The sequence below is a fragment of the Sphingomonas sp. NFX23 genome, assembly GCF_049887795.1.
Lineage (GTDB): Bacteria > Pseudomonadota > Alphaproteobacteria > Sphingomonadales > Sphingomonadaceae > Sphingomonas.
Map to the genome: position 1 here is coordinate 256,993 of NZ_JAGEKH010000004.1, position 25,535 is coordinate 282,527.

Consider the following 25,535-nt stretch of genomic DNA (forward strand, 5'->3'; position numbering starts at 1 on the left):
CGGGCAAAATTAACGGTTCAGGCCAGGGGAGGGGATTTTTCCTGCCGGGCCAGCACTTCATAGGCCATCACCGCGGTCGCGACCGCAGCGTTGAGGCTGTCCGCCTTGCCCAGCATCGGGATCTTGACCAGCACGTCGCACGCCTCGGCCATCTCGGGCGGCATGCCCTGCGCTTCGTTACCCGTCAGCAGGAAGGTCGGGCCGGTGTAGGTCGCTCCCCTGTAGTCCGTGTCGGTGTCGAGGCTGAGGCCGACGAGTTGGCCAGAACCGGTGCGCAGCCAGGTATGGAAGGGCTCCCACTCGGTCTTCACGACGGGAATCGTGAACAGCGCTCCCATGCTGGCGCGCACCGCCTCGACCGAAAAGGGATCGACCGACTCGCCGATCAAAATCAGCCCGCCCGCGCCGACCGCATCGCCGGTGCGCAGGATCGTGCCGAGATTGCCCGGATCGCGCAACCGTTCGGCGACCAGCCAGATGCCCGACGTCGTGCGATCGAGGTCTTCGAGCGTCGCGTCGAACTCGTCGAAGACACCGACGACCGCTTGCGGGTTATCCTTGCCGGACAGTTTCGAGAGAATGTCAGGCGTGGTCTGGATCGAATCACCGCCGGCATCCTCGACGTCCATCGACAGCGCGTGGACGAGGGGATGGTTCGCACTCGCCGCTGCGTAGAACAAAGTACGCGGCAAACGTCCCGTCTCGCGCGCTTCGGTGAGGATGCGCAGACCCTCGGCGAGGAACTGCTTGGCCGCACGCCGATGCCGTTTGTCGCGCAGGTCGCGGACGTACTTGATCAGCGGGTTCGAAAAGGCGGTTATCTCGCGGGGCATCTAGCGCCCCTTCCGCTTGCGGGAGGGGTTGGGGAGGGGTTTGTAAACACGCCGTCGCTCATGCCCTCCCCCGACCCCTCCCGCAAGCGGGAGGGGAGAAAGACGGTCAATCCTCGCCGAACTTCGCCTCGACCAGTTCGGCGAGCGCGGCGACGGTATGTTCCGCGCCATCGCCGCTCGCGCTGATCGTGATCGCGTCGCCCATCGCCGCACCCAGCATCATCAATCCCATGATCGAGGTGCCGGTGACGTGATCCGACCCATCCTTGGTCACGCTGACCTCGACCGGATGCGAAGACGCGAGCGTCACGAACTTGGCACTCGCGCGCGCGTGGAGCCCGCGGCGGTTGGTGATCTGGACGGTACGAGAGACCTCGCTCACGCCGCAGCCTCGCCGAGAACCTCGGAGGCTACCGAAATATATTTGCGCCCGGCCTCACGCGCCGCCGCGACCGCCGCAACGACGGTCATCGACTTGCGCGCCGAGCCAAGCCGGATCAGCATCGGCAGGTTCATGCCCGCGATCACCTCGATCCGGCCGCGCTCCATCAGCGAGATGGCGAGGTTGGAGGGGGTGCCGCCGAACAGGTCGGTCAGCACGATCACGCCGCGACCGACATCGACTGCCTGGATCGCGGCGGCGATATCCGCGCGACGCTCCTCCATGTCGTCGTCGGGACCGATCGCGATTGGCGCGACGCGTTCCTGCGGGCCGACGACGTGGATCATCGCGCGAACGAATTCCTCGGCCAATCGACCGTGCGTTACCAGAACAAGGCCGATCATGTCAGCGTTTCATACTCATAAGACGACCGGTGATCCTTCGAGCGCATCTTGTGGAGCGGCCCCCAGGTCGCGGTGTGCGATACTGGGGGAAAATCCCGCGTCGCGCAACCGTCGCGCCACGCGGTCGGCGACGTGGACCGACCGGTGTCTCCCTCCGGTACACCCGAACGCGACGGTGACATACGACTTGCCTTCCGCCCTGTAGCGCGGAAGCAACAGCATCAGCAGCTCCTCGATCCGACTCACCGCGGCTTCGTAGGCGGGGTCGTCCATGATGTAGGCGGACACGTCGGCGTCGAGCCCGGTGCCGGGCCGCAAGTCGGGATCCCAGTGCGGATTGCGCAGGAACCGCATGTCGAACACGAGGTCGGCGTTGCGGGGCAGGCCGCGGGCGAAACCAAACGAGCGGATCGACAGCGTCGGCGCGCCGAGTTCCCCGCCCGCAAAGCTCGCGCGGATCTGTTGCGCGAGTTCGTTGGCAGCCATGTCGGTCGTGTCGATCAGCCGGTTCGCCCAGTCGCGAAGTGGCGCGAGCAGCTCGCGCTCGCGGCTTATCCCGTCGTTCGCCGGGCGATCGAGCGCGAGCGGATGACGCCGGCGGGTCTCGGAATAGCGGCGTTCAAGTTCGGCGCCCGAGCAGTCGAGGAACAGCATTCCGATCTCGAGCCCATGACGGTCGCGGAGATCACGGATGCGGCCGACGATCCGTTCGGGATCGAAGTCGCGCGTGCGGGCGCCGATACCGATCGCGAGCGGCTGCGAGTCGTTGGTCGATCCTTCGGGGAGCGGCGCGTCGAGCAGACGGTCGAGCAGCAACAGCGGGAGGTTGTCTACGACTTCCCAGCCGAGATCCTCCAGCGTCTTGAGGACGGTGGATTTGCCCGCCCCCGACATGCCGGTGACGAGAAGGATGTCCTTAGGACGCGTCATTCTATGGGCTCCGGATTGCGCAATGCGAGTTCGACCTTGATCGGGGCGGAGGCTTCAAAGGGGGCGATCGCGACCTCGCGGACGTCGATTCCGGCGATGTTACGGATGCTACGTTCGGGCATCCGTTCGATTGCGCCATCGACGCGTACGAGCAGGGCGACCGGTACGTCCTCTACATAGGGCATGGCGAGGATGCCGATCCCGCGGACTTCGATCCGTCCCGCGATCTTCGTCGGCGCACGTGCGAGCAAGGTTTCGCCGTCGCGGACCACTAACGTCTGGTCGTCGCTGACGAGGATTGCGCCGCGATCGATCAGGCGCAACGCGAGGTCGGACTTGCCCGATCCCGACGCGCCCTCGATCATCACGGCCATGCCGTCGATGGCGACCGTGGTGGCGTGGAGCCTGTCGGAGGAGGGGACGACCACGCGGTGTCCTTACTCCGGCAATTCGGCGAGCGGTAGCCTTACGACGAAGCGCGCGCCATCGAGCCGGTCCTCGCGCGATTCGACGAAGATCGCGCCTTGGTGGCCGTCGACGATCGTGCGGGCGATCGCGAGGCCTAGCCCGGAATGCTGGCCGAACGTCTCGCTGTCGGGGCGGACCGAGTGGAAGCGCTTGAAGACGTCCTCGCGCGCCTCCTCGGGTACTCCGGGACCCTCGTCCTCGACACGGATGACGAGGTCCTCGCCCTCGCGGATGGCGGAGATCGCGATCAGGCCGGCGTCGGGCGAGAAGGACAGCGCGTTGTCGATCAGGTTCTCGAACACGCGTTCGAGCCGCGCGCCTTCGCCGAGTATGACCGTTCGATCGTCGGGGTTGCGATCAAATCGGAGGCGGATGCCGCGCTCGACCCCGCGAGCTTCACGTTGTGTGACCAGCCCGTCGATCATCGCGGCGATGTCGACCGGTTCGAACTTGGCGCGGCTGAGTTGCGCGTCGAGTCGCGAGGCTTCGGAGATATCTGAGAGCAGCCGGTCGAGCCGCTGGACGTCGTCACGAACGATCGCGAGCAACTGCGCCTGGAGCGCGGGGTCCTTCACGCGCGACAATCCCTCCACCGCCGACCTAAGCGAGGCGAGGGGGTTCTTCATCTCGTGCGTGACGTCCGCGGCGAACGCCTCGGTCGCATCGATGCGGGCGCGCAGTGCGAGGCTCATGTCGGAGAGGGCGCGCGCGAGCATGCCGAGTTCGTCACGGCGCGAGGGGAGGCGCGGCACGACGACTTCACGTGCACGACCTAACCTGACTCGCACCGCGGCTCGTGCAAGGCGACGAAGCGGGCGGACGATCGTGCGGGCGAGGAACAGCGACAGCAGGACCGAGACGATGGAAACGCCGAGCAGTACCATGCTGAGCCGGAACCGCTCGATCCGGACCGTCTTTGTGATGTCCCGCGCATTGACCGTGGTCATCACGACCCCGCCGGCGCTGAGCGGCGCGGCGGCGGTCAGCACGGGCGTGCGGTCGGGCGCGCGCCAGACCGTCGTGGAGACGGCGCTGCGGCCGCGGACTGCGCTCACGTCGGGCCATTGCTGTGCACCGCTACGCTCCCGGTACAGCGGCGGCCGCGGGGCCATCACGATCACGTCGATCGATGCGTCGAGAAACCGGGCGATCGTCTGGTCCCAGTCTTCCTTGTCCGGATCCATCAGCACGAAGTTGCGCAAGCCAAGCGCGCGGCTGTCGGCGACCGTCCGCCCTGCCGCATCGAACAGTCGAATCCGCGACCCCGTATCGCGTGCAAGCCGCAACACCAGCGGATCGCGCAACGCCGGATCGACCGCGGCGATTGCCTCGCCGATCAGTCGTGCTTCACGCGCCGTCTGCGCGACACGGTTGTCGACTACCCGGCTGCGATACGAATCAAGGTAGAAGAACCCGCCTGCCAGCAGGAGCAGCGCGAAGATGTTGACGGCCAGGATACGCCGCGTGAGCGAGATCTGCCCCGACCACCGCAGCGTGAGATCGCGGCCGTCGACGCCCAGCTCATTCCTCAGAAAATCGATACCCGGCACCATATAATGTCTCGATCGCGTCGAAGGCTGGGTCGACCTGCCGGAACTTGCGGCGGAGTCGCTTGATGTGGCTGTCGATGGTCCGGTCATCGACATAGATATCGTCCTGGTACGCCGCATCCATCAACTGGTTGCGCGTCTTCACGATCCCGGGCCGCTGCGCGAGCGTCTCGAGGATCATGAATTCGGTGACCGTCAGCGTAACTGGTTCGCCACCCCACAGCGTCCGATGTCGCGCCGGGTCCATGCTGAGCCGCCCGCGATCGAGCGGCCCTGCTGCCTCCGCCTCGGTCTCGGTGCCCGGAGACTGCGTCAGCTCGGTACGCCGCAAGATCGCGCGAATGCGGGCGATCAACAGACGCTGCGAGAACGGCTTGGCGATATAGTCGTCGGCGCCCATCGCGAGTCCGAGCGCCTCGTCGAGCTCGTCGTCCTTGCTGGTCAGGAAGATCACGGGAATCTGGCTCTTCTCGCGCAAGCGACGGAGCAGTTCGAGTCCGTCCATCCGCGGCATCTTGATGTCGAACACCGCGAGATCGGGCGGGTTGTCGGTCAGTGCCTTCAACGCCGTCTCGCCGTCCGAATAGACGCGCGTGACGAAGCCCTCGGTCTGCAGAGCGATCGACACGGAGGTCAGGATGTTGCGGTCGTCGTCGACCAGCGCGATCGTTGCCGTCATGTTGGGTTGGTTCGCCTCGGTCGTTGGCGTGTCGGCGTAGGGCAAACCGCCGCCGCACTCAACTAGAGCCGTATCGGGACGGCGCTGCAGATCAGTGGATTTGACCGGTGGAAAACTGCCCCGTACAGCCGGCCGCAACGACATACATACGTATGCGATTAAACTTAGGAGAGAGAGCCCGTGTCGAGCGAGCGTATTCCGGCCGTCGGCCTATCCGCGCAGGGGATCGAAACCCGCGCCAATTTACACTGGAACCTGGTCACCGCGCAGCTCGTCGAGGCGGCGCTGGAGCGTGGCGAGGGGACGCTTTCCGCGGACGGCCCGCTGGTCGTCGAGACCGGCGCGCATACCGGGCGCTCGGCACAGGACAAGTTCATCGTCCGCGATGCCGAGACCGACGCGACGGTCTGGTGGGGCAAGAGCAACAAGGCGATGGAGCCCGCGCATTTCGCCGCGCTGAAGGAGGATTTCTTCGCCGCGCTCGCCGCCAAGGACGAGCTTTTCGTGCAGGACCTGTACGGTGGATCGCAGCCCGATCACCGCGTCAACGTCCGCGTCGTCACTGAACTGGCGTGGCATAACCTCTTCATCCGGACGATGCTGGTCCGCCCCGAGCAGGCGGCGCTGAAGGACTTCATCGCGGACTACACGATCGTCGACCTGCCGAGCTTCCGCGCCGATCCCGCACGCCACGGCTGCCGCAGCGAGACGGTGATCGCGGTCAACTTTACCGACAAGCTGATCCTGATCGGCGGCACGAAATATGCCGGCGAGATGAAGAAGTCGGTGTTCGGCCTCCTCAACTATTTGCTGCCGCCGACCGGCGTGATGCCGATGCACTGCTCGGCGAACATGGGCGCGAACGGCGACACCGCTGTGTTCTTCGGCCTGTCGGGCACCGGCAAGACGACGTTGTCGGCCGATGCCAGCCGCACGCTGATCGGCGACGACGAGCATGGCTGGTCCGACACCGCCGTCTTCAATTTCGAGGGCGGGTGCTACGCCAAGATGATCCGCCTCTCGGCCGATGCCGAGCCGGAGATCTTCGCGACCACCAAGCGGTTCGGCACGGTGCTGGAGAACGTCGTGATGGACCCGGCGACGCGTCTGCTCGACCTCGACGACCACACGCTCGCCGAGAACAGCCGTGGCGCGTATCCGATCGACTTCATCCCGAATGCGTCGGCCGAGAACATGGGGCCCGTGCCGCGCAACATCGTCATGCTGACCGCCGACGCGTACGGCGTGCTGCCGCCGATCGCCAAGCTCACGCCCGACCAGGCGATGTATCACTTCCTCTCGGGGTACACGGCGCGCGTCGCGGGAACCGAGATCGGCGTGACCGAGCCCGATGCGACCTTCTCGACCTGCTTCGGCGCACCGTTCATGCCGCGGCACCCGTCGGTGTATGGAAATCTGCTCAAGGAGCGGATCGCGAAGGGCGGCGTGGATTGCTGGCTGGTCAACACCGGCTGGACCGGCGGCAAATACGGCGTCGGCAACCGCATGCCGATCAAGGCGACGCGGGCGTTGCTGAATGCGGCGCTAGACGGGAGCCTCAACGACGCCGAGTTCCGCACGGACCCGAACTTCGGGTTCCAGGTGCCGGTGAGCGTGCCCGGCGTGGACAGCGCGATCCTCGATCCGCGGATGACTTGGGCGGACAAGGACGCCTACGACGCGACGGCGGCCAAGCTGGTCGACCTGTTCGTGGAGAATTTCGCCCAGTTCGCCGAGCATGTCGACGAAGGCGTCCGGCAGGCAGCGCCAAAGGTGAAAGAGGCGGCGTAACTTTAAACTCCTCTCCCCCTCGGGGGAGAGGAAGGGGCCCGCACGACGCAGTCGGGTGGGAAGGTGAGGGCACGGTCCCGCTTGGCGTGCCCTCACCCGCGCCGCCACGCGGCTTCCCTCTCCCCTGTAGGGAGAGGGTTTAGCGCGCCTCCACCACCACCTCACCATCGACGACCGCCGTTACCCGAACGCGCGCTCCGACAGCAGCATCCTCACCCCGAGCCGGCCAACTGCCGTCGCCCACCAGCACGCGTCCACGCCCGCCAGCGATCGCAGTATCCACCACCACGACCTGACCCACCAGCCGAGCAGACCGATCGTTCAACATCGGATCCCCGCCCTCGACCGGATAATCCCGGTACCAGCGCTTCCCGATCAGCACGGTAACCGCGCTCCAAACCCCGAACGCCGCCAGTTGCGCCGCCACCGGCAAATCCGGCAACACGTACACCGCCACCCCGGTAACCCCCGCAGCAATCGCGAGAAACACCAAAAACACTCCCGGCACCGCCAGCTCGGCGATCCCCAGCACCAGCGCCGCGATCAGCCAAGCGCCAGCCGCCCCGATCGCGTCCATCAGCTTTTCGACAACTCGAACGGGCCCCGAGCCGCGGGCTTGGCCGGCGGCGAAGCAGTCGCATCGCGCAACGCATCCTTAGCCAGCTCGCCAATCCCCCCAAGCGTCCCCATCAACTGAGTAGCCTCGACCGGAAACAGGATCGTCTTCGCATTGGGCGAGGTCGCAAACTTCCCGATCGCCTCGACATATTTCTGCGCGATGAAGTAATTGATCGCCTGCGCGCCACCCTCCTCGATCGCCTGAGACACCGCACGCGTCGCCGAAGCCTCAGCAACAGCAGCCCGCTCGCGAGCCTCGGCATCGCGGAAGGCCGATTCCTTGCGCCCCTCGGACTCGAGAATCCGCGCCTGCTTCTGCCCCTCGGCGCGGAGAATCTCCGAAGCCCGCGAACCCTCCGCATCCAGAATGTTCGCCCGCTTCTCGCGCTCCGCCTTCATCTGCCGCCCCATCGCGTTGACGATGTCGGCCGGCGGGCGGATGTCCTTGATCTCGACGCGCGTGATCTTCACCCCCCACGGCGTCGTCGCATGATCGACCACGTTGAGCAGCCGCGCGTTGATCTCGTCGCGCTTCGACAGCGTCTCGTCGAGGTCCATCGATCCCATGACGGTGCGCAGGTTGGTCGTCGTGAGCTGCAACAGCGCCTGGTACAGGTCCGACACCTCGTACGCCGCCTTCGCCGAGTCGAGCACCTGGAAGAACACGACCCCGTCGGTCGAGATCATCGCATTGTCCTTGGTGATGATCTCCTGGCCGGGGATATCGATCACCTGCTCCATCATGTTCACCTTCCGTCCCACGCGGTAGAAGAACGCCGGGTAGAAATTGAAGCCGGGCCGCGCGACCGTGGTGAAGCGGCCGAAATGCTCGATCGTGTATTGATAGCCCTGGTGGACGATCTTGATGCTGGTGAAGAGGTACAGCAGCACCAGCGCCAGCAGGAGCGCGGCAACGATCAGGCCCATCGAACAATCCCCATCCGTGTATCGCACCGCTATAGCACGTGGGCGCCCCCTGGAGCCAGACATGAGGCCTAGCCGTACGCCGCGCCTTTGGTTACATGGCGCGCCACCTCACACCCAGGAACGGCAGCTCTCATGGATATCCGCCTCGGCCTCACATTCGACGACGTCCTCCTGTATCCGGGGGAATCGGACGTGCTGCCAAGCCAGGCCGATACCCGGACTCAGCTGACGCGCGGCATCGCGCTCAACATCCCGATCCTGTCCTCGGCAATGGACACCGTCACCGAAGCCGACATGGCCATCGTCATGGCACAGCTCGGCGGCATCGGCGTGCTCCACCGCAACCTGACCGTCGAAGAGCAGGTCATCGCGGTCCGTCAGGTCAAGCGGTTCGAGTCGGGCATGGTGGTGAACCCCATTACGATCAAACCGACCGCGACGCTCGGCGAGGCGCAGGCCCTCATGTCCGGCCACCGCATCAGCGGCATCCCGGTGGTCGAAGCGGACGGCAAGCTCGTCGGTATCCTCACCAATCGCGATGTGCGTTTCGCGGGCGATCCAAAGCAGCCCGTCAGCGAGTTGATGACGCACGAGAACCTCGCCACCGTCTCGACCGAAGTCGGCAAGGAAGAGGCGCGCCGCCTGCTCCACGCCCGGCGTATCGAGAAGCTGCTGGTGGTCGATGCGCAGTATCGCTGCGTCGGGCTGATCACCGTCAAGGACATCGAGAAGGCGGTGATGTTCCCCGATGCCACCAAGGACGAGGCGGGCCGCCTGCGCGTGGCGGCGGCGACGACGGTTGGCGACAAGGGCTTCGACCGGACCGAACAGCTGGTCGACGCCGGCTGCGACCTGATCGTGATCGACACCGCGCACGGCCATAACCGCGATGTCGGCCGCGCGGTCGAGCGCGTCAAGAAGCTGTCCAACTCGGTGCAGGTGGTGGCGGGCAACGTCGCCACTGCCGAAGCGACGCGCGCACTGATCGGCGCGGGCGCGGACGGGATCAAGGTCGGTATCGGCCCAGGCTCGATCTGCACGACGCGGGTGGTCGCTGGCGTCGGCGTGCCGCAGCTGACCGCGGTGATGGATTGCGCGGAGGCGGGCCACAAGGCCGGCGTGCCGGTGATCGCCGACGGCGGCATTCGCACGTCGGGCGACATGGCGAAGGCGCTCGCCGCCGGCGCGTCGACCGTAATGATCGGCTCGCTGCTCGCGGGCACCGACGAGGCACCTGGCGAGACGTTCCTGTACCAGGGCCGTGCGTACAAATCGTACCGCGGGATGGGCTCGGTCGGCGCGATGGGCCGCGGGTCGGCGGATCGCTATTTCCAGGGCGACATCAAGGATCAGCTGAAGCTCGTCCCCGAGGGGATCGAGGGACAGGTCGCGTACAAGGGGCCGGCACGAGACGTCGTCCACCAGCTGGTTGGCGGGATCAAGGCGGCGATGGGCTATACCGGCTCGGCGACGATCTCGGATCTCCAGGCGCGGGCGGAGTTCGTGCAGATTACGGGTGCAGGCTTGATGGAGAGCCATGTCCACGACGTGACGATCACGCGGGAAGCGCCGAACTACCCGACGCGGTAAAGGCGGGAACTTCTCCCCTCCCTGAAAGGGAGGGGCCGGGGGTGGGTTGGTTTCCCCAAGCTCGTCTGCCGGTGGCTAAAACGAGCCAACCCACCCCCAACCCCTCCCTTTCAGGGAGGGGAGCGGGTCGCGGCTAGCTCTCACGCTCCCTGTCATTCCCGCGAAGGCGGGAACCCATACTGGCTAACGCTCCGAAGATCGCAACCGTTCGAGAATATGGATCCCCGCCTGCGTGGGAATGACGAACGATATTTGCGTGGGCGGTGCTCCACAGGCCGCAGGCTAACTCACAGACCGCCGCCCCCTCCGTCGTCCCACCGCCTCCATCCGTCATCCCGGCGAACGCCGGGACCCATGGACACGGCGGACCCAGCGACAGCGCGCCACCACAACCCAAACCGCAACCATGGGTCCCGGCGTCCGCCGGGATGACGGAGCAAGAGGGCGGGAGCCACCACGATCCCGAACCCAAGCCCCGAAATTATTCCCCTCCCGCCCGCGGGAGGGGCTAGGGGAGGGGATGATGACGAACACTCCGTACCAAGCCTCCCCCCGAACCCACGCGAAGTCGGGAGCCCAGAAGTGACTCCCCCAGCCCGCACCCAGGCCGCGATCGAACTCCTCGACCAGATCATCGCCGCCGCCCGCGAGTCCGGCGCCGCCGCAGACACGCTCATCGCCCGCTATTTCGCGACCCGCCGTTACGCCGGCTCCAAGGACCGCCGCGCCGTCCGCGAACTCGTCTACGCCGCGATCCGCAAGGCCGGAGACCGCCCCGAAAACGGTCGCACCGCGATGCTCCTCGTCGCCGACGCAGACCCCGAAGTCGCCGCGACCTTCGACGGCTCCACCCATGCGCCCGCCCCGATCGCCAAGGACGAACCGCGCGCTCGCGCCGGCGTCGCGCCGCAGTGGCTGAGCAAGGCCCTCCGCGCCTCCGGCCTCGACGGCGCCGCACTCACCGACCTAGCCGGCCGTGCCACGCTCGATCTCCGCGTCAACACGCTGATCGCCGACCGCGCGACCGTCCTCGCCGCGCTCCCCGAAGCCGAAGCTACCCCCCACGCCCCCGACGGCATCCGCCTCCCGACCGGCACCAACGTCGAAGCACTCCCGCTCTTCAACGAAGGCGCGCTCGAAGTGCAGGACGAAGGTAGCCAGCTCGTCGGCCTGGCAATGCAGGCGAAGCCCGGCGAACGGATCGTCGATCTCTGCGCCGGCGCCGGCGGCAAGACGCTCGCACTCGCGGCGACGATGAAGAACGAAGGCGTGATCCTGGCCTGCGACACCGACCGCAACCGCCTCGCGCGCCTTGCCCCACGCGCAACTAGAGCCGGCGCGACGATCGTCGAGAGCCGCCTGCTCAACCCGACGCGCGAGATCGAAGCGCTCAGCGAATGGGCCGGTCGCGCCGACGGCGTGCTGGTCGATGCCCCCTGCTCGGGCACCGGCACCTGGCGGCGTAACCCCGAGGCACGCTGGCGGCTCACCCCCGACCGCGTCTCGCGGCTGCAATCGACGCAGCAGCAGGTTCTCTCCGTGGCCGCCACACTGGTCAAGCCCGGCGGCGCGCTCGTCTACATCGTCTGCTCGCTGCTCGACGCCGAGGGTACCGACCAGGTCACCTGGTTCCTCAACGCGCATCCCGGCTGGACGACCGAGCCCCTGTCGCTCCCCGCCGGCGCGAAGCACGGCCACGGCGTCCGCCTCGAACCCGGTCGCGACGGCACCGACGGCTTTTTTGTCGCGCGCCTCCGGGCTGCGTGCTAGCCAGCCGACCTATGGCTCAACTCACGGCCAAACCTGTATCCCGCCTGGAGACGATGATGCGTTTTTCGTCCGTTGCCCTTGCCGCCGCGCTGACCGTCGTATGCGTGTCGACTTCGCTTAGCGGGCAACGCCCCGACGCCCAGATCGACGCGCGCTCGATGCAGTTGTTGGCGCAGGGCCGTTCGTTGGTCGCCGCGGGCAACCTAGATGGTGCCACCGATGTGCTCGAAACGTCGGTAGCGGTCGATCCGCGCAACCGGGCGGCGTTCCTCCTGCTGGCCCGCGTTGCAGAAACACGTGACCTGCCAGGCAAGGCGATCCGCCTGTACCGCGAGGCCTTGCTGCTCGAACCCAACGACGTCGCCGCGCTCAAGGGACAGGGCGAGGCACTGGTTGCTAAGGGCGCCGTGGTCCGCGCGAAGGACAACCTCGTAAAGATCCGCACGCTCTGCAAGGGTGTCTGCCCCGAAGCGACGCAACTCGCGGCGGTGATCGCGAAAGGCCCGCCGATCGCCACGGCCCAAGTCGAGAAGACCCCGGTAGCCGCGAAGGATTGAGGTTCTTGCATTGATCCTCCCCCTGGCGGGGGAGGATCGTGAAGATCAGCCGACCGCCTTCGCCAACGCCGTGAAGTCGGCAACCGAAAGCGTCTCAGCCCGACGCGTAGCCTCCACTCCGATCCGCTCCAGCGCATCGAGCGCGCCCGGCACGCCCTTCAAACTCTGCCGCAGCATCTTCCGCCGCTGACCAAACGCCGCGCCCGTCAGTCGCTCCAGCACCGCGAAATTCACCCCCTCCGGCGCCTCGACCGGAGTCAGATGCACCACCGCCGACATCACCTTAGGCGGCGGTGTGAACGCCGACCGGTGAACCGGCATCGCGATCCGCGCAGTCGAGCGCCACTGCGCCAGCACCGCCAGCCGCCCATAATGATCGTCGTTGGTCTTCGCCACGATCCGCTCGGCAACTTCCTTCTGGAACATCAGCGTGCACGACTGCCACCACGGCAACCACGACGTCGACAGCCACCCCACCAGCAACGCCGTGCCGATGTTGTACGGCAGGTTCGACACGATATGCGGCTTGCCCTCGAACAGCGCCGGCGCGGCGACTTCCATCGCGTCGCCCTCGATTACCCTCAGCCGCCCCCGATACGCCTCGCCAAGCTCTGCCAGCGCAGGGATACACCGCCGGTCACGCTCGATCGCCGTCACCCGCGCACCCGCCGCGAGCAATGCGCGCGTCAGGCCGCCCGGGCCGGGCCCCACTTCGAGCACCTCGGCATCCTGAAGGTCACCCGGCACCGCCGCGATGCGCTTGAGCAACTGGCCGTCGAACAGGAAATTCTGCCCAAGCGCCTTGCTCGCGTTCAGTCCATAACGCGCGATCACCTCGCGCAGCGGGGGAAGCTCCGTCACTGCAGCCTCGCTCACGACTGGGCAGCGGTCTGAGCGCGCCGGTCCGCCGCTTCACCCGCCATCGCGATCGCCGCGATCATCGCACCGGGCTCGGCCAGATTCTTGCCCGCGATCGCGAACGCCGTGCCATGATCGGGCGAGGTCCGCACGATCGGCAGGCCCAGCGTCATGTTCACGCCCTCGTCGAAATGGATCGTCTTCAAGGGGACGAGCGCCTGATCGTGGTAGCAGCACATCACGACGTCGTAGGTCTCGCGGGCTCTGGGGTGGAACATCGTGTCCGCGGCAAAGGGCCCGGTCGCATCGATGCCTTCCTCGCGCAGGATCGCGATCGCTGGCGCGATGATCTCGATCTCTTCCCGCCCCAGCGCGCCCTGCTCGCCGGCATGCGGATTGAAGCCGGCAAAGGCGAGCCGCGGGTTCTCGATCCCGAAGTTCCGCAGCAATCCCCGAGCTGTCGCACGCGCCTTGGCGACGATCAGGTCGACCGTGAGCAGCGCGGATACGTCCTTCAACGGCACGTGCGTGGTGATCGGCACCACCTTCAACGACGGCCCCGCGAGCATCATCACCGCATTGTCCCCCGCGACGCCGTAGCGCTCGGCGACGAACTCGGTCTGCCCCGGATGCGTGAAGCCGATGGCGTACAGCTGCGACTTGGACACCGGCCCGGTCACCAGCGCACGCGCCGCGCCAGTGCGGACGAGACCGACAGCGAGTTCCAGCGAATGCAGCGCACACCGCGCACCGTCCGCATCGGGCTCGCCCGGTACGATCGCTCCCGCATCGCCCACGGTCAGCACCGGCAATGCGTCGACGAAAACCGCCGCCGCCGCGCCCACGTCCGTCACGCGCGCGATCGGACCAGCCCAGACCCGCTCGATCGCCCGCGCATCGCCGACCGCGACGAACGGCGGCAAGCCATGCGTCTCGCGCGCATCCCACGCCTTGGCGATGATCTCGGGCCCGATCCCGGCAGGATCGCCCATCGACACCGCCAGCGCCGAGATGCGGGTCACGATCCGATCACCGATATTCGACCACGGCATCGCGCCGCAGATCGCGCAGCTTCTGCTGGGCACGCAGATTGACGCGCTGTTGCTCGAGCTGACCCTGGATCTGCTCGGAGTTCGGCACAGACCCGCCAGCCGCTTCGTCGCGACCGCACAGCACCAGCGCGCGAACGCCCTGTTCCGCAGACCCGAACGGGGGGCTCGACTCACCGACCTGAAGCTTCAGCATCACTTCCTGAAGCTGTGGCGGCAGATCGCGGATACGCACCGTATCGTTGTCGACCACGTCCGCGCCGATCCCGGCCGCGACCTTCTCGACGGTACCACAGCCACGCAACTCCTGCGTCGCCTTTGCAAACGCCTGCGCACGCGCGGAGGCCTGTGCCTGGTTGGTGTTCGGCGGAAAGCGCAGCGTCAACTGCTTCAGGCTGAGCTTGGCATCGCGCGGATCGGCAGTCAGCACCTGACGCTTGTCGGTCAAGTACAAGATCGAATAGCCACCCGAGACCTCGATCGGCCCAGCAACCTGGCCCACCTGCATCGTCGTCGCGGCTTCGGCAAGCTGCGCCGGCAAGGTCGCCGCACGGATCCAGCCGAGATCGCCGCCGACCGCGCGGGTCGACGCTTCCGAGAACTGCCGTGCGTAATATTCGAACGGCTGCGCGCCCTTCTGGATTTCCTGCAGGATCTGCTTGGCGTTCGCATAGACCTGCTGGCTGTTCGCCGGGGTCGCCGCGAGATAGATTTCCTTGAGGTTGAACTCGTCGGTACCCTTGGCCGCCTGGAGACGATCAATGATCGACTTCACTTCCTCGTCGCCGACGTTGACGAACGGCTCGACGCGGCGACGCAGATAGCGCTGCCACGCAAGCTCGCCCTCGATCTGGCGCTTCAGCGACCGCTCGGACGATCCGGACTCGCGCAGATAGGCGCGCATCGCGACCGGCGTACGATTGAAGCGCTTCGATACGCCGTCATAGCTCTGCGTCAGCTCGGCAGGGGTAATCGTGATGTCGGCGGTCTTGGCTTCCTGAATCTGCAGCGTCTCGTCGATCAACTGGCGCAGGACCTGCAGCTTAAGCCGCTCGCGATCTTCGGGCGACAGCTTCGCCTCGTTTGCCATTGCCACCAGGGCGACGCGCTGGTCGACGTCGGTACCGGTAATGACGGTATCGTTGACGATCGCGGTCGGCTTGCGGACGTTAGGATCGACCTTGCCGAAGATCTGGAGGTTGGTCGGGATATCGAGACCGGTATTGTCCGGAACGCTCTGGTCCTGGACGGTCTGTCCCGGAGCCGAGGGCGCCGGCTGAGCCTGGGCCGGCTGGGCCTGAGCGGGCTGGGTCGGCGCAGGTCGCGCGCCGCGCTTGCCCTGCGCAGCCTTGGGAGGCACCGCCTGAGCGATTGCGCCTGCTGCCAGCGCAGCCAGAACCACAGAACCGATCACACGGCCGCCACGCGCCGCCAGTCGAACATCATGCTTCAAGTGTCGGTATCCCATCATCGCACGCCGTAATCCGCACCGTCATTGCCATGGCGGCGCATATCCGGCGACGTTTGCCTCAAAGTAGCTGAACGCGGGCTTAGCGGCCGAGGTTGGTGAAGGCCAGCGTCAACAGGAAGCTGTTGCCCTTCCGCGCGTCGCCGGTGTCGTTGTACGTCCGCCGCCACGTTCCGCCGAGACGCAGGCAGTCGTCCTCATACTGGACGCCCAGCCGGTGGCGGATCGGCGTGAAGCCATCGCTGCGCGACAATGGATCTTCCGACGCGTTGGTCAAATCGACCACGCCCGAACCGAACGCCGACCAGAACCGTGCGAACTGCACGCGTCCCGCAACGCGGACTTCCTCGCGGTCGCGCAGATCCTCGATCGATGCATCGATGTTGCGGTTGAGCTTGAGATACCCGACCAGCACATAGGTCGCGCGCGAGCCGATCGTCGCGTCCAGCTCGTTGCGGCGGATCGCGAAGCCATCCTTGTCGAGCCGGTAGCGGTGGACGATCGACACGAAGTCGCGGAACCGGAGCTCGCTGCGCCCGACGATGTCGGAGAACCGGTCGCTGAGCCCGGTGCCGTCGGGCAGGATGGTCGGCCGCTTGTCGACACGATAGCTCTGGCCGACGTTGGTGGTGAACGCGATTCCCGGCAGGTCGAGCGCCCATTCGCCACCATAGGTGACGCGTGACGAATCCTCGAACCGATCATAGCCGGCGAACCGGTTGAGCGAGAACAGGTTGGTGTCATCCAGGTCGACGGCGCGCGAATCCTCGTTCGGCAACGAAAGATTGGCGACCTTCGGTGCTGCGACGAACTGCACTTGCGGCGTAAAGCGCTGCGTACCGCCCAGGAACGTACCGATGAACGGCCATTTCACGTCCACTGCGGCCGCGCCGATAGCACGCTGGCGGAAGCCGCCGAACCCGCGATAGGTCGGGTTGATCGTCGCATCGATCTCGTTGCTGTTATACAGGTCGCCCCGCGCGAACGCGGTGAAGGTGACCTCCTGGCCCCAGTTCGTGAAGCGGCGCAAATCCCATTGCAGGCTCGCGAACGCGCGCTGCGTGTCCTGCCCATCGGTGCGGGTCAGCGCGACCGTGTTCAGCTGGAGCTGGAACCGGCCACCGACGAGGCCATCGTTAAATCGCTTGCGATAATCGATTTCGGGCAGCGCGATCGGCTGCTGCCCCTGGCTGTCCGCGACGCGCAGGGTCTGTGCGTACCAGCCGCTCAGCGAGAAATAGCTGCTGTCGTCGATCCGCTCCAGGCTCGCGGTGGTGCGCAACCGGTCGTCGCGCGAAATGTCGTAGCGGCGCAGGAACGTGCGGTCGGTCGTCAGGCGGAGCGACCCGCTCGCGGTCCAGTTCGGCGTTAGCTGATAGCGCGCCATGCCGTCGATATAGCCGCGGAACGCCATGCTCGTGTCGGTCGGGGTGGCGGTCGTCAGGTCGTCGCTGCGCCGGCTTTCGGTCGCGTAGGCGCGTACCTTGAACGCGCCCTTCGAATTGAGCGCGGAATAATCGACCTGCGCCATCGGCAGCACGCTGCTGTAGATGTGCGGCGTGATGACCAGCCCCTGGTTCGGGGCGAGCTTCCAGTAATAGGGGACGCTGACTTCGACGCCGTTGACGCGGCTATAGCCACCGTTGGGCGAGAGCAGGCCGCTGTCGCTGCCGCCACCGACCGGGTTGGAGAATTCGGGAAGCGGCAGGCTCGGCAGCCCGAACAGATGCAACCGTGCGCCCTTGTAGAAAATGCGCTTCCGCTCGGGGCGATAGGTGACGCGGACCGCGGTGATCTTCCACGTCGGCTCCTTGGGACAACCGGCGGTGTTGGTGACGCTGCACGGCGTGTAGGCGGCGGTCTTCAAATTGACCGTGCCGTCGGCGTCGCGCGTGCCTTGCTTCGCCGCGAGTCTTCCGCCCTGCTCCAGCACGACGAGCATGTTGTCGACCACGCCGTCCTTCAGCGAATCGGTCAGGTTGATCTCGTCGCCATACGCGATGTCGCCTTCGGGATTGGTGACGGCGATGTTGCCAGTCGCGACGACCTTCCCGGTCTTGCGGTTCCAGACGACCTTGTCGGCGCGAAGCCGGCTGCCCTGCCGGAACATCCGGACTTCACCCGTCGCGGTGACGATATCGGTGTTGGTGTTGTACTCCAGCGCGGTGGAGCTGAACTGTACCTGGTCCTCAGCCGGCGTCGTTGTCGACGCGTTGGCGACCGGCGGGTCCTGCACCGGAGGCGCGACCGGGCGGTTCTGGAAATCTTGGGCCTGGGCAGGCGCAGCCGCGATCCCGGTCGCCAACGCGAGCGAAAGGGCGCAACCCGTCAAAAGGTCGATACGCAACACGATCCGAACCAACCCCTTTGGCACTGGGCAGCCGTTTGCCGCCATATCGCCCGCCTATCGCATCACCGGCGCTTCCCTGCAATCGCCGTGAGATGACAGGCCGCCACCTTGCTTTGCCGTACCCGCGGCATCAACTTATGGGGTACGCACATCCGTTCAAAAGCTTCCCGAGGTTTCTTCATGCAGATCGTCTTCGCCCCGACCGTTCCCGCCAACGCCCCGATCCTCGCCGTGCCCGTCGCGAAGGACGGCTTGGCGACGATCAACTGGAGCGCGATCGGCGGCGATGGCGAGGCGGTGGCGACCAGTGCGGCGTCTGCGGCACGCTTTGCGGGTGAAGCAGGCTCGGTGATCGAGCTGTTCGTGCCCGCCGACGGCGCGGTCCGCCAGGTCCTGCTAGTAGGAGTCGGCGCTGGCGAGACCGCCGATTGGGAGAAGGCTGGCGGTGCGATCACCGCACGCCTGCTGACCTCGGGCGCGACGTTGGTCGTGGCCGACCTCTCGGCCGGTGCCACGCCGACCGCCAAGGCCGCCGCACACTTCGCCGCTGCCGCCGCCCAGCGCGCATGGCGCTACGACACGTACCGCACCAAGCTCGCTGAGAAGTCGAAGCCGACGTTGACCGAGATAACCATTGCTGGCGCACCAGACGGCACCGATGCAGCCTGGACCGAAGCGGCTGCGGTTACCGGCGGGCTCGACCTGACCCGCTGGCTGGTCACGTCGCCGCCGAACGTCGTCTACCCCGAGAGCTTCGTCGAGAAGGTGACGAAGGACGTCGAGGGTCTCGGGCTCGAGATCACCGTGCTCGACGAAGCGCAGATGACCGAGCTCGGCATGGGCTCGCTGCTCGGCGTCAGCCAGGGTTCGCGCCGTGAAGCACGCATCCTCGCGCTCAAGTGGAACGGCGCAGGGGCCGACGCGCCCACCCTCGCGTTCGTCGGCAAGGGCGTGACGTTCGATTCGGGCGGCATCTCGATCAAGCCCGGCGCGGGCATGGAAGACATGAAGTGGGACATGGGCGGCGCAGGTGCCGTCGCCGGCGCGATGAAGGCACTCGCGAGCCGCAAGGCCAAGGCGAACGTCGTCGGCGTGATGGGCTTGGTCGAGAACATGCCCGACGGCGCCGCGCTGCGTCCGAGCGACGTCATCACCTCGATGTCGGGCCAGACGATCGAAGTGCTCAACACCGACGCCGAGGGTCGCCTCGTGCTGTGTGATTGCGTGACCTGGGTACAGCAGGCGCACAAGCCGACCACGATCGTTGATCTCGCCACGCTCACCGGCGCGATGATCGTCGCGCTCGGCACCGAGAATGGCGGCATCTTCGCCAACGACGACGCGCTCGCCGACCAGCTGATCGCGGCCGGCAAGACCACCGGCGACACGCTCTGGCGTTTCCCGCTGTCGCCCGCCTACGACAAGCTGATCGACTCGCCGATCGCCGACATGAAGAACGTCGGCCCCCGCGGCGCCGGCTCGATCACCGCGGCGCAGTTCATCAAGCGCTTCGTCGACGAGGGCGTGAAGTGGGCACATCTCGACATCGCCGGCATGGTCTGGTCCGACAAGCCGGGGACGAACCATGACAAGGGCGCAACCGGTTACGGCGTGCGCCTGCTCGACCAGTTCGTAGCGGACAATTTTGAGGGCTGAGGCCAAGAATTCCCCTCCCGCTTGCGGGAGGGGTTAGGGGAGGGGCCAACCGCGAGCGGCGTCGAGCGAGGCAAAGCCCTCCCCCGACCCCCCCGCAAGCGGAAGGGGAGTAAGCATGCAGGTCGATTTCTACCACCTAACCAGCCCCCTCGACCGCGTCCTCCCACGCATAGCCGAGCGCGTCGTCCAAACCGGCGGCCGCCTCCTGATCGTCGCCGAACCCGAAGACCAACGCGTCGCGCTCGACCGTCTCCTCTGGTCCTACGCCCCCGAGAGCTTCCTCCCCCACGCCCAGGCCGGCAGCAACGACGACACCGCCCAACCCATTCTGATCGCTCAGGATATCCAAGAAACCGCCCCCGCCAATGCCGCCCGCAACGTCGCGGTGGTAGACGGCCGTTGGCGTGACCTTATCCTAACCTTTGACCGTGCCTTCCACATCTTCGACGACGAAGCGATCCAGGAAGCGCGTCTAGCGTGGAAGGCGTTGGCTGACCGTGATGGCGTCGAACGCCGCTACTGGAAGCAGAACGACTCCGGCCGCTGGGAACAGGCCGCATAGGTTGCTTTAGCGCCGCGCCCCGCCTAAGCGCCGCGCATCCGATTACCGTCAACACAGGAGCCCGTGACCATCATGGCCGCGAACCGTACCTTTTCGATCATCAAGCCCGACGCAACCCGCCGCAACCTGACCGGTGCGGTCACCAAGATGCTCGAGGAAGCCGGCCTGCGCGTCGTCGCTTCGAAGCGCATCCAGATGACCCGCGAGCAGGCCGAAGGCTTCTACGCGGTCCACAAGGAGCGTCCGTTTTTCGGTGAGCTCGTCTCGTTCATGATTTCGGGCCCGGTCGTCGTCCAGGTTCTCGAAGGCGAGAACGCGATGCAGCGCAACCGCGACATCATGGGCGCCACCAACCCCGCCAACGCCGACGCCGGCACGATCCGCAAGGAACTCGCCGAGTCGATCGAAGCCAACTCGGTGCACGGTTCGGATTCGGACGAGAACGCCGAGATCGAGATCGCGTACTTCTTCAAGCCCGAAGAAATCGTCGGCTGATGACCTGGCGGCTGCGACGGGCCGAGCCGGGCGATGCGCCCGCGCTATCGCTCGTCGCATCCGCCACGTTCCTCGATACCTATGCGACCGTGCTGACGGGGGCGGATATCGTCGCCCACTGCGCGCGCAACAACAGCGTCGCCGCGTTCGAGACGTGGCTGTCCGATCCCGCGACGATCGTGACGCTCGCCGAATACGAGCCCGGTCACGCACCGATCGGCTACACGGTACTGACCGCGCCGGACTTCCCGATCGAACCCGGCCCCGCGGACACAGAACTCCGCCGCATCTATCTCATGAAGGAGGCACAAGGCTCAGGCCTGGGCGCCGCGCTGATGGCCCGCGCATTCGAAGACGCCGCCGCCGCAGGTCGAACCCGAGTCCTGCTAGGCGTATGGGACCAGAACACCCGCGCCCGAGCCTTTTACGAACGCCAGGGCTTCAAGGTAATCGGCTCCCGCCAGTTCATGGTCGGCACCACCCTCCACGACGACCCGGTCTACGCGCGAGCGGTTTGAGCGAATCGATCCACTACTCTCCGTCACCCCGGACTTGTTCCGGGGTCCACCGTTCCGCAAACTATACTTTGTCGAGTGCGCGGAACCGTGGATGCCGGAACAAGCCCGGCATGACGAAGGCTAAGCCGCCGGCTTCTCTTTCGCCCAGATCGCATCAAGCCTAGCCTGATCCCCACCACGCTGCCGAACCCGCAAGCCCTCGAGCTTCAGTGACCGACCCATAAAGGGCAAGCCGGCTTTGGTCTTCCAGATCACTTCATAGATGCCGCTCGCCGACCGGGTCGTGTCGCCATCAAAATATTGGAGGCTGACGAGAACGGGCAACCGGCCTGCTCGGTTGTCCGCGCCGCCATCGGTCAGCTTCAGAAGCGGTTTCGAGAACCACGATTTGTCAATGATCGGCTCGGCCGGCGGCCGCTGCGGCGATACCACCAGCGCGCGCGGAAACGTGATCGTCACGTCCTGAAGATCGTGCCGCGCATCCTTCAGCAACAGCGTATCGCCGCCATCCTGCACGATCGCCGACAGGTCGATCTTCGTCCGCTCGCGCGCCGCACTAGACTGCGCCGCGATCTTGTCGGCCTCGTTCGCGCGGTGATCCGACCAGTTGGTCCACAGCGTCAGCGCGGCGATCAGCACGCCAGCCACCGCCACCACTTCGGCCAGCGTGACCCAACGCCGCCGCGTCGCCGCAGCCTCGCGCCGTTCGGTAGGTGTCTCGGTGCTCATCGTCCGCCAGCCTCCAGCAAGCGGGCAGGGGCCGCCAATTCCCAACTCCGCGCGATCCGGTCCTCGACCAGCGCCCAATCCGGATCGCCCGCAACCTTCATCCCGACCCAACCAGTCGCACCAAGATACGCCGGCCGCGAATACACGCTAGGGTTCGCCTCGATCAGCATCGCCTGCTCGTCGCTCCCGCCGGTCTTCACACATACTACGGTCAGCCCGTCGCCATGATGATCCGCCCGGAACTGCACGAACTGTTTGCCGGCGACGAAGAAGGTCGGTTGCCCATGCGAGACCGTCTCTTCGGTCTCGGGCAACGCCAGCGCCGCCGAGCGGACACGGTCGAGGGGGGACAGATCGGTCATCGCGTCACGAACTCCGCCAAGGTCTTGGGGTATAAAGCATGTTCCGCCGCCAGCACGCGATCCGCAAGCGCGTCGGCATCGTCGCCGGCAAGGATCGGCACCTCGGCCTGCCCCAGCACCACGCCGCCATCGAGTTCCTCGGTCACGACATGCACCGAACACCCGCCGACCGCATCGCCCGCCGCGATCGCCCGCGCATGCGTATCGAGGCCCTTGTACTTGGGCAGCAGCGACGGATGGATGTTGACGATCCGATCGCGCCACGCCGCAACGAACCCGTCCGACAGCAACCGCATATAGCCAGCCAGCGCAACGACCTCGACACCCGCCTCGCGCAACGCCGCATCGATCGCCGCCTCATAAGCCGGCTTCCCTAGCCCCTTCGGCGAGAGCGCGAACGTTGCTACACCCTCCGTCCGCGCCCATGCGAGCCCAGCCGCATCGGGCTTGTCCGACGCGACCAGAGCGATCTCATACGGGCACTCCGCCGCGCGCGACGCGCCGACCAGCGCCATCATGTTCGATCCGCGCCCGGAGATCAGCACGCCGACGCGCGTCTTGTCAGCCATGCGTCGCGGTCCAGTCCTCGCGCGCGCTCCACGTGCCGGCCGACCCGCGCACCGTGCAACCGTGCGAGCCGGTCTCGATCCGCCCAATCGTGAACACCGTCTCGTCCGCCGCCTGAAGCGCCGCCGTCACCGCCTCGGCCTCGTCGGCGCTGACGATCACGACCATGCCGATCCCGCAGTTGAACGTCCGCGCCATCTCCTCCGGCTCGATCGCACCTTGGGCTTGCAGGAACGCCATCAACCGCGACTGCTCCCACGCATCCGCATCGACCACCGCATGCACGCCTTCGGGCAGCACGCGCGGGATGTTCTCGAGCAGGCCACCACCGGTGATGTGCGCCAGTCCCTTGATCCGGCGCTCGCGCAGCAACGGCAGCAAACTCGCGACATAGATGCGAGTCGGCGCCATCAGATGATCGATCAGCAACTTGTCCTGGTCGAACAGCGCGGGTCGATCGAGCTTCCACCCGCGATCCGTCGCCAGCCTGCGAACCAGCGAGAACCCGTTCGAATGCACGCCCGACGACGCCAGCCCGAGCATCACGTCGCCCGCCGCGATCTCGCGCCCGGTGAGAACGTTGGTCCGTTCGACCGCACCGACGCAGAAGCCTGCCAGATCGTAATCGCCGTCCGCATACATGCCCGGCATCTCGGCGGTCTCGCCCCCGATCAGCGCACAGCCGGCGGTCTTGCAGCCTTCCGCAATCGAGGCGACAACGCGCTCGGCGACCGCCGCATCGAGCTTCCCGCTCGCATAATAATCGAGGAAAAACAGCGGCTCGGCACCCTGGACGATAAGGTCGTTGACGCACATCGCGACGAGGTCGACGCCGACGCCTTCGTGCCGGTCCCATTCGATCGCCAGCTTCAGCTTGGTGCCGACGCCGTCGTTCGCCGCGACCAGCAAAGGATCGACGAACCCGGCCGCTTTGAGGTCGAACATCCCGCCAAAGCCACCAAGATCGGCATCCGCCCCCGGCCTACGCGTGGAGCGCGCGAGCGGGGCGATCGCCCGCACCAGCGCATTGCCCGCGGCAATCGAAACGCCCGCCTGAGCGTAGGTGTAAGGGCCCGAAGCGGGAGCGGCGGAGTCTGGCGTATCGGTCATGATCGGTGCTGCTAGCCACATCGCGCTTGGATTTCTACGTCTGCTTCGCCAAAAGGCCCGCGTGACGCGTATCAAAGCCCTTCCTGCCGCCCTCGCCGGCGCTGCCCTGCTATTGGGCGGCGGCACAGTGCTCGCGCAGATCGAAGGCGGCAGCCGAGGCGCAGCCCCGGTCGACAGCGGCAGCGCGTACGAGGTGAGCGGCGTCACGGTCGATGTCGCCGGCAAGACGGCGGACGCCGCGCGCTACAGCGGCTGGCGGCTCGCCCAGCGCAAGGCCTGGGTCCAATTGTCGAACCGGCTCGGCGGTGGTGGCGGCCTCGTTTCCGACGGCACGCTCGATTCGCTGGTCTCGGGAATCGTCGTCGAGAACGAACAGATCGGCCCGCAGCGCTACATCGCCAAGCTTGGCGTGCTGTTCGATCGCGGCCGCGCGGGTTCGATCCTCGGCATCTCGACCTACGCCGATCGCTCGCAACCGATGCTGACGATCCCGATCCAATATTCGGGCGGCGTCGGCCAGGCGTTCGAGCAAAGCACGCAGTGGCAGCAGGCTTGGGCGCGCTATCGCACCGGCAACAGCAGCATCGACTATGTCCGCCCGTCCGGCTCCGGCCCCGACGCGCTGCTGCTCAACGTCGGCCAGACGCAGCGTCCCGGCCGCGGCTGGTGGCGGACGATCCTCGACCAATATGGCGCGAGCGACGTGCTGATGCCGGTCGTAAAGCTCTATCGCCAATGGCCCGGCGGCCCGGTGATCGGCGTGTTCGAAGCGCGCCACGGCCCCGACAACGACCTGATCGGCAGCTTCACGCTGCGAGTCGGCACACCAGACGGCATCGCCCAACTGCTCGATACCGGGGTGAAGCGGATCGACGACCTGTATCAGCAGGCACGCCGCAACGGCTCGCTCCGCGTCGACTACAGCCTGTCGCCACCGCCGCCGCCCGAAGCCGCGGTGATCGAGGACCTGCCGACCGACGAGACTGCCGACGCTAACACAGCGGTGCTGACCGGCGGCGAGGGGATCTCGGTCATCGTCCAGTTCGATACGCCGGCCGCAGCAAACGTCTCCTCGACCGAAGCAGCACTTCGCGCGATCCCCGGTGTTCGCTCGGCGGCAACGACCAGTCTCGCGCTCGGCGGCGTCTCACTGATGCGCGTCGCGTACGATGGCGACCCCGTCGCGCTAAAGACCGCGCTCGAAGCCCGCGGCTACCAGGTATTCGGCTCCGGCCAGACGATCCGCATCCGCCGGGTCGCCCAACTTCTTCCGCCGGACTTGCCCGCGGACAATGCGACGACAGGGTGAGCG

The 25,535-nt window shown here is 66.5% G+C and carries 26 protein-coding genes; 9 read left to right on the forward strand and 17 right to left on the reverse strand.

All coding sequences use genetic code 11. The features are described 5' to 3' along the window. Positions 1-17 precede the first annotated feature (17 nt). From J4O76_RS12140 to J4O76_RS12170, 7 genes are all read right to left on the reverse strand, one after another. Positions 18-833 (reverse strand): TrmH family RNA methyltransferase, encoded by an 816-nt coding sequence (locus tag J4O76_RS12140; protein ID WP_426282076.1) that lies wholly within the window; start codon positions 831-833, stop codon positions 18-20. A gap of 106 nt (positions 834-939) precedes the next feature. Continuing rightward, a complete protein-coding gene (locus J4O76_RS12145) occupies positions 940-1,215 on the reverse strand; it encodes an HPr family phosphocarrier protein (RefSeq protein ID WP_056481934.1) in 276 nt (91 codons plus the stop codon). Then, positions 1,212-1,619: a PTS sugar transporter subunit IIA gene (locus J4O76_RS12150; RefSeq protein WP_056058662.1), complete on the reverse strand. Its 408-nt coding sequence runs from the start codon at positions 1,617-1,619 to the stop codon at positions 1,212-1,214. The genes J4O76_RS12145 and J4O76_RS12150 overlap by 4 nt, the downstream gene beginning before the upstream one ends. 15 nt (positions 1,620-1,634) lie before the next feature. Next, complete coding sequence (gene rapZ / locus J4O76_RS12155) at positions 1,635-2,549, reverse strand: RNase adapter RapZ (RefSeq protein ID WP_426282077.1); 915 nt, start codon at positions 2,547-2,549, stop codon at positions 1,635-1,637. Further along, entirely contained in the window at positions 2,546-2,977 is a 432-nt protein-coding gene (locus J4O76_RS12160) for an HPr kinase/phosphorylase (protein WP_426282078.1), read from the reverse strand. The genes rapZ and J4O76_RS12160 overlap by 4 nt, the downstream gene beginning before the upstream one ends. A gap of 9 nt (positions 2,978-2,986) precedes the next feature. Continuing rightward, positions 2,987-4,570: a stimulus-sensing domain-containing protein gene (locus J4O76_RS12165; RefSeq protein ID WP_426282079.1), complete on the reverse strand. Its 1,584-nt coding sequence runs from the start codon at positions 4,568-4,570 to the stop codon at positions 2,987-2,989. Next, positions 4,539-5,246, reverse strand: a complete 708-nt coding sequence (locus tag J4O76_RS12170; RefSeq protein WP_056058673.1) for a response regulator transcription factor — start codon at positions 5,244-5,246, stop codon at positions 4,539-4,541. Before J4O76_RS12170 ends, J4O76_RS12165 begins: the two co-directional genes overlap by 32 nt. Positions 5,247-5,426: 180 nt before the next feature. Between J4O76_RS12170 and J4O76_RS12175 the strand changes: the two genes are divergently transcribed. Continuing rightward, positions 5,427-7,037 (forward strand): phosphoenolpyruvate carboxykinase, encoded by a 1,611-nt coding sequence (locus tag J4O76_RS12175; RefSeq protein ID WP_426282080.1) that lies wholly within the window; start codon positions 5,427-5,429, stop codon positions 7,035-7,037. Positions 7,038-7,176: 139 nt separating this feature from the next. Here J4O76_RS12175 and J4O76_RS12180 read toward each other — a convergent pair whose 3' ends face one another. Beyond that, the gene (locus J4O76_RS12180) at positions 7,177-7,614 is read right to left on the reverse strand and encodes an NfeD family protein (protein WP_426282081.1); all 438 of its coding nucleotides are present in this window, start codon (positions 7,612-7,614) and stop codon (positions 7,177-7,179) included. Then, positions 7,614-8,582 (reverse strand): SPFH domain-containing protein, encoded by a 969-nt coding sequence (locus J4O76_RS12185; RefSeq protein ID WP_426282082.1) that lies wholly within the window; start codon positions 8,580-8,582, stop codon positions 7,614-7,616. Before J4O76_RS12185 ends, J4O76_RS12180 begins: the two co-directional genes overlap by 1 nt. A gap of 132 nt (positions 8,583-8,714) precedes the next feature. Here J4O76_RS12185 and guaB point away from each other — a divergent pair, with 132 nt between their 5' ends. From guaB to J4O76_RS12200, 3 genes are all read left to right on the forward strand, one after another. Next, the gene (gene guaB / locus J4O76_RS12190) at positions 8,715-10,172 is read left to right on the forward strand and encodes an IMP dehydrogenase (RefSeq protein ID WP_426282084.1); all 1,458 of its coding nucleotides are present in this window, start codon (positions 8,715-8,717) and stop codon (positions 10,170-10,172) included. 582 nt (positions 10,173-10,754) lie between these two features. Continuing rightward, positions 10,755-11,942: an RsmB/NOP family class I SAM-dependent RNA methyltransferase gene (locus J4O76_RS12195; protein WP_426282085.1), complete on the forward strand. Its 1,188-nt coding sequence runs from the start codon at positions 10,755-10,757 to the stop codon at positions 11,940-11,942. 56 nt (positions 11,943-11,998) lie between these two features. Continuing rightward, a complete protein-coding gene (locus J4O76_RS12200) occupies positions 11,999-12,499 on the forward strand; it encodes a tetratricopeptide repeat protein (RefSeq protein ID WP_183037968.1) in 501 nt (166 codons plus the stop codon). 45 nt (positions 12,500-12,544) lie between these two features. Here the strand turns inward: J4O76_RS12200 and rsmA are convergent, their stop codons facing one another. The 4 genes from rsmA to J4O76_RS12220 all read right to left on the reverse strand — a co-directional run bounded on the left by rsmA (position 12,545) and on the right by J4O76_RS12220 (position 18,224). Further along, a complete protein-coding gene (rsmA, locus tag J4O76_RS12205; RefSeq protein ID WP_426282087.1) occupies positions 12,545-13,360 on the reverse strand; it encodes a 16S rRNA (adenine(1518)-N(6)/adenine(1519)-N(6))-dimethyltransferase RsmA in 816 nt (271 codons plus the stop codon). 11 nt (positions 13,361-13,371) lie between these two features. Further along, the gene (pdxA, locus tag J4O76_RS12210; protein WP_426282088.1) at positions 13,372-14,409 is read right to left on the reverse strand and encodes a 4-hydroxythreonine-4-phosphate dehydrogenase PdxA; all 1,038 of its coding nucleotides are present in this window, start codon (positions 14,407-14,409) and stop codon (positions 13,372-13,374) included. After that, positions 14,387-15,877: a peptidylprolyl isomerase gene (locus tag J4O76_RS12215; RefSeq protein WP_426282089.1), complete on the reverse strand. Its 1,491-nt coding sequence runs from the start codon at positions 15,875-15,877 to the stop codon at positions 14,387-14,389. Before J4O76_RS12215 ends, pdxA begins: the two co-directional genes overlap by 23 nt. Positions 15,878-15,956: 79 nt before the next feature. After that, on the reverse strand, positions 15,957-18,224 hold the full coding sequence (locus J4O76_RS12220; protein ID WP_426282090.1) for an LPS-assembly protein LptD: 2,268 nt from the start codon (positions 18,222-18,224) through the stop codon (positions 15,957-15,959). 180 nt (positions 18,225-18,404) lie between these two features. Here J4O76_RS12220 and J4O76_RS12225 point away from each other — a divergent pair, with 180 nt between their 5' ends. The 4 genes from J4O76_RS12225 (at position 18,405) to J4O76_RS12240 (ending at position 21,455) form a co-directional block, all read left to right on the forward strand. Continuing rightward, positions 18,405-19,880, forward strand: a complete 1,476-nt coding sequence (locus J4O76_RS12225) for a leucyl aminopeptidase (RefSeq protein ID WP_426282091.1) — start codon at positions 18,405-18,407, stop codon at positions 19,878-19,880. 115 nt (positions 19,881-19,995) lie between these two features. Further along, positions 19,996-20,442, forward strand: coding sequence for a DNA polymerase III subunit chi (locus J4O76_RS12230; protein WP_426282092.1), 447 nt, complete (start codon positions 19,996-19,998; stop codon positions 20,440-20,442). 72 nt (positions 20,443-20,514) lie between these two features. Then, the gene (gene ndk / locus J4O76_RS12235; RefSeq protein WP_056058698.1) at positions 20,515-20,937 is read left to right on the forward strand and encodes a nucleoside-diphosphate kinase; all 423 of its coding nucleotides are present in this window, start codon (positions 20,515-20,517) and stop codon (positions 20,935-20,937) included. Continuing rightward, the gene (locus J4O76_RS12240; protein ID WP_426282093.1) at positions 20,937-21,455 is read left to right on the forward strand and encodes a GNAT family N-acetyltransferase; all 519 of its coding nucleotides are present in this window, start codon (positions 20,937-20,939) and stop codon (positions 21,453-21,455) included. Before ndk ends, J4O76_RS12240 begins: the two co-directional genes overlap by 1 nt. Positions 21,456-21,575: 120 nt before the next feature. Here the strand turns inward: J4O76_RS12240 and J4O76_RS12245 are convergent, their stop codons facing one another. The 4 genes from J4O76_RS12245 to purM are packed head-to-tail and all read right to left on the reverse strand — an operon-like array spanning position 21,576 to position 24,223. Continuing rightward, positions 21,576-22,184 carry a hypothetical protein gene (locus J4O76_RS12245; RefSeq protein ID WP_426282094.1) on the reverse strand — a complete coding sequence of 203 codons (609 nt, stop codon included), beginning with the start codon at positions 22,182-22,184 and terminating at the stop codon, positions 21,576-21,578. After that, on the reverse strand, positions 22,181-22,546 hold the full coding sequence (locus tag J4O76_RS12250; protein ID WP_426282096.1) for an MmcQ/YjbR family DNA-binding protein: 366 nt from the start codon (positions 22,544-22,546) through the stop codon (positions 22,181-22,183). The genes J4O76_RS12245 and J4O76_RS12250 overlap by 4 nt, the downstream gene beginning before the upstream one ends. Beyond that, the gene (gene purN, locus J4O76_RS12255) at positions 22,543-23,115 is read right to left on the reverse strand and encodes a phosphoribosylglycinamide formyltransferase (RefSeq protein ID WP_426282097.1); all 573 of its coding nucleotides are present in this window, start codon (positions 23,113-23,115) and stop codon (positions 22,543-22,545) included. The genes J4O76_RS12250 and purN overlap by 4 nt, the downstream gene beginning before the upstream one ends. After that, positions 23,108-24,223 carry a phosphoribosylformylglycinamidine cyclo-ligase gene (purM, locus tag J4O76_RS12260; protein ID WP_426282098.1) on the reverse strand — a complete coding sequence of 372 codons (1,116 nt, stop codon included), beginning with the start codon at positions 24,221-24,223 and terminating at the stop codon, positions 23,108-23,110. Before purM ends, purN begins: the two co-directional genes overlap by 8 nt. On the opposite strand from purM, the gene J4O76_RS12265 reads away from it, so the two are divergent. Continuing rightward, the gene (locus J4O76_RS12265) at positions 24,222-25,532 is read left to right on the forward strand and encodes a heavy-metal-associated domain-containing protein (RefSeq protein WP_426282099.1); all 1,311 of its coding nucleotides are present in this window, start codon (positions 24,222-24,224) and stop codon (positions 25,530-25,532) included. The genes purM and J4O76_RS12265 overlap by 2 nt on opposite strands. Positions 25,533-25,535 lie beyond the last annotated feature (3 nt).

Excerpts from the sequence above, each read along its gene's own strand:
- J4O76_RS12230 (WP_426282092.1), top strand. The coding sequence starts at position 19,996 with ATGCAGGTCGATTTCTACCACCTAACCAGCCCCCTCGACCGCGTCCTC.
- J4O76_RS12240 (WP_426282093.1), top strand. The coding sequence starts at position 20,937 with ATGACCTGGCGGCTGCGACGGGCCGAGCCGGGCGATGCGCCCGCGCTA.
- purM (WP_426282098.1), bottom strand. The coding sequence starts at position 24,223 with ATGACCGATACGCCAGACTCCGCCGCTCCCGCTTCGGGCCCTTACACC.
- J4O76_RS12185 (WP_426282082.1), bottom strand. The coding sequence starts at position 8,582 with ATGGGCCTGATCGTTGCCGCGCTCCTGCTGGCGCTGGTGCTGCTGTAC.
- purN (WP_426282097.1), bottom strand. The coding sequence starts at position 23,115 with ATGGCTGACAAGACGCGCGTCGGCGTGCTGATCTCCGGGCGCGGATCG.
- J4O76_RS12215 (WP_426282089.1), bottom strand. The coding sequence starts at position 15,877 with ATGATGGGATACCGACACTTGAAGCATGATGTTCGACTGGCGGCGCGT.
- J4O76_RS12200 (WP_183037968.1), top strand. The coding sequence starts at position 11,999 with ATGCGTTTTTCGTCCGTTGCCCTTGCCGCCGCGCTGACCGTCGTATGC.
- J4O76_RS12165 (WP_426282079.1), bottom strand. The coding sequence starts at position 4,570 with ATGGTGCCGGGTATCGATTTTCTGAGGAATGAGCTGGGCGTCGACGGC.
- J4O76_RS12265 (WP_426282099.1), top strand. The coding sequence starts at position 24,222 with ATGATCGGTGCTGCTAGCCACATCGCGCTTGGATTTCTACGTCTGCTT.
- pdxA (WP_426282088.1), bottom strand. The coding sequence starts at position 14,409 with ATGCCGTGGTCGAATATCGGTGATCGGATCGTGACCCGCATCTCGGCG.
- J4O76_RS12140 (WP_426282076.1), bottom strand. The coding sequence starts at position 833 with ATGCCCCGCGAGATAACCGCCTTTTCGAACCCGCTGATCAAGTACGTC.
- J4O76_RS12150 (WP_056058662.1), bottom strand. The coding sequence starts at position 1,619 with ATGATCGGCCTTGTTCTGGTAACGCACGGTCGATTGGCCGAGGAATTC.
- J4O76_RS12225 (WP_426282091.1), top strand. The coding sequence starts at position 18,405 with ATGCAGATCGTCTTCGCCCCGACCGTTCCCGCCAACGCCCCGATCCTC.
- J4O76_RS12245 (WP_426282094.1), bottom strand. The coding sequence starts at position 22,184 with ATGAGCACCGAGACACCTACCGAACGGCGCGAGGCTGCGGCGACGCGG.
- J4O76_RS12170 (WP_056058673.1), bottom strand. The coding sequence starts at position 5,246 with ATGACGGCAACGATCGCGCTGGTCGACGACGACCGCAACATCCTGACC.
- guaB (WP_426282084.1), top strand. The coding sequence starts at position 8,715 with ATGGATATCCGCCTCGGCCTCACATTCGACGACGTCCTCCTGTATCCG.
- ndk (WP_056058698.1), top strand. The coding sequence starts at position 20,515 with ATGGCCGCGAACCGTACCTTTTCGATCATCAAGCCCGACGCAACCCGC.
- J4O76_RS12250 (WP_426282096.1), bottom strand. The coding sequence starts at position 22,546 with ATGACCGATCTGTCCCCCCTCGACCGTGTCCGCTCGGCGGCGCTGGCG.
- rapZ (WP_426282077.1), bottom strand. The coding sequence starts at position 2,549 with ATGACGCGTCCTAAGGACATCCTTCTCGTCACCGGCATGTCGGGGGCG.
- J4O76_RS12180 (WP_426282081.1), bottom strand. The coding sequence starts at position 7,614 with ATGGACGCGATCGGGGCGGCTGGCGCTTGGCTGATCGCGGCGCTGGTG.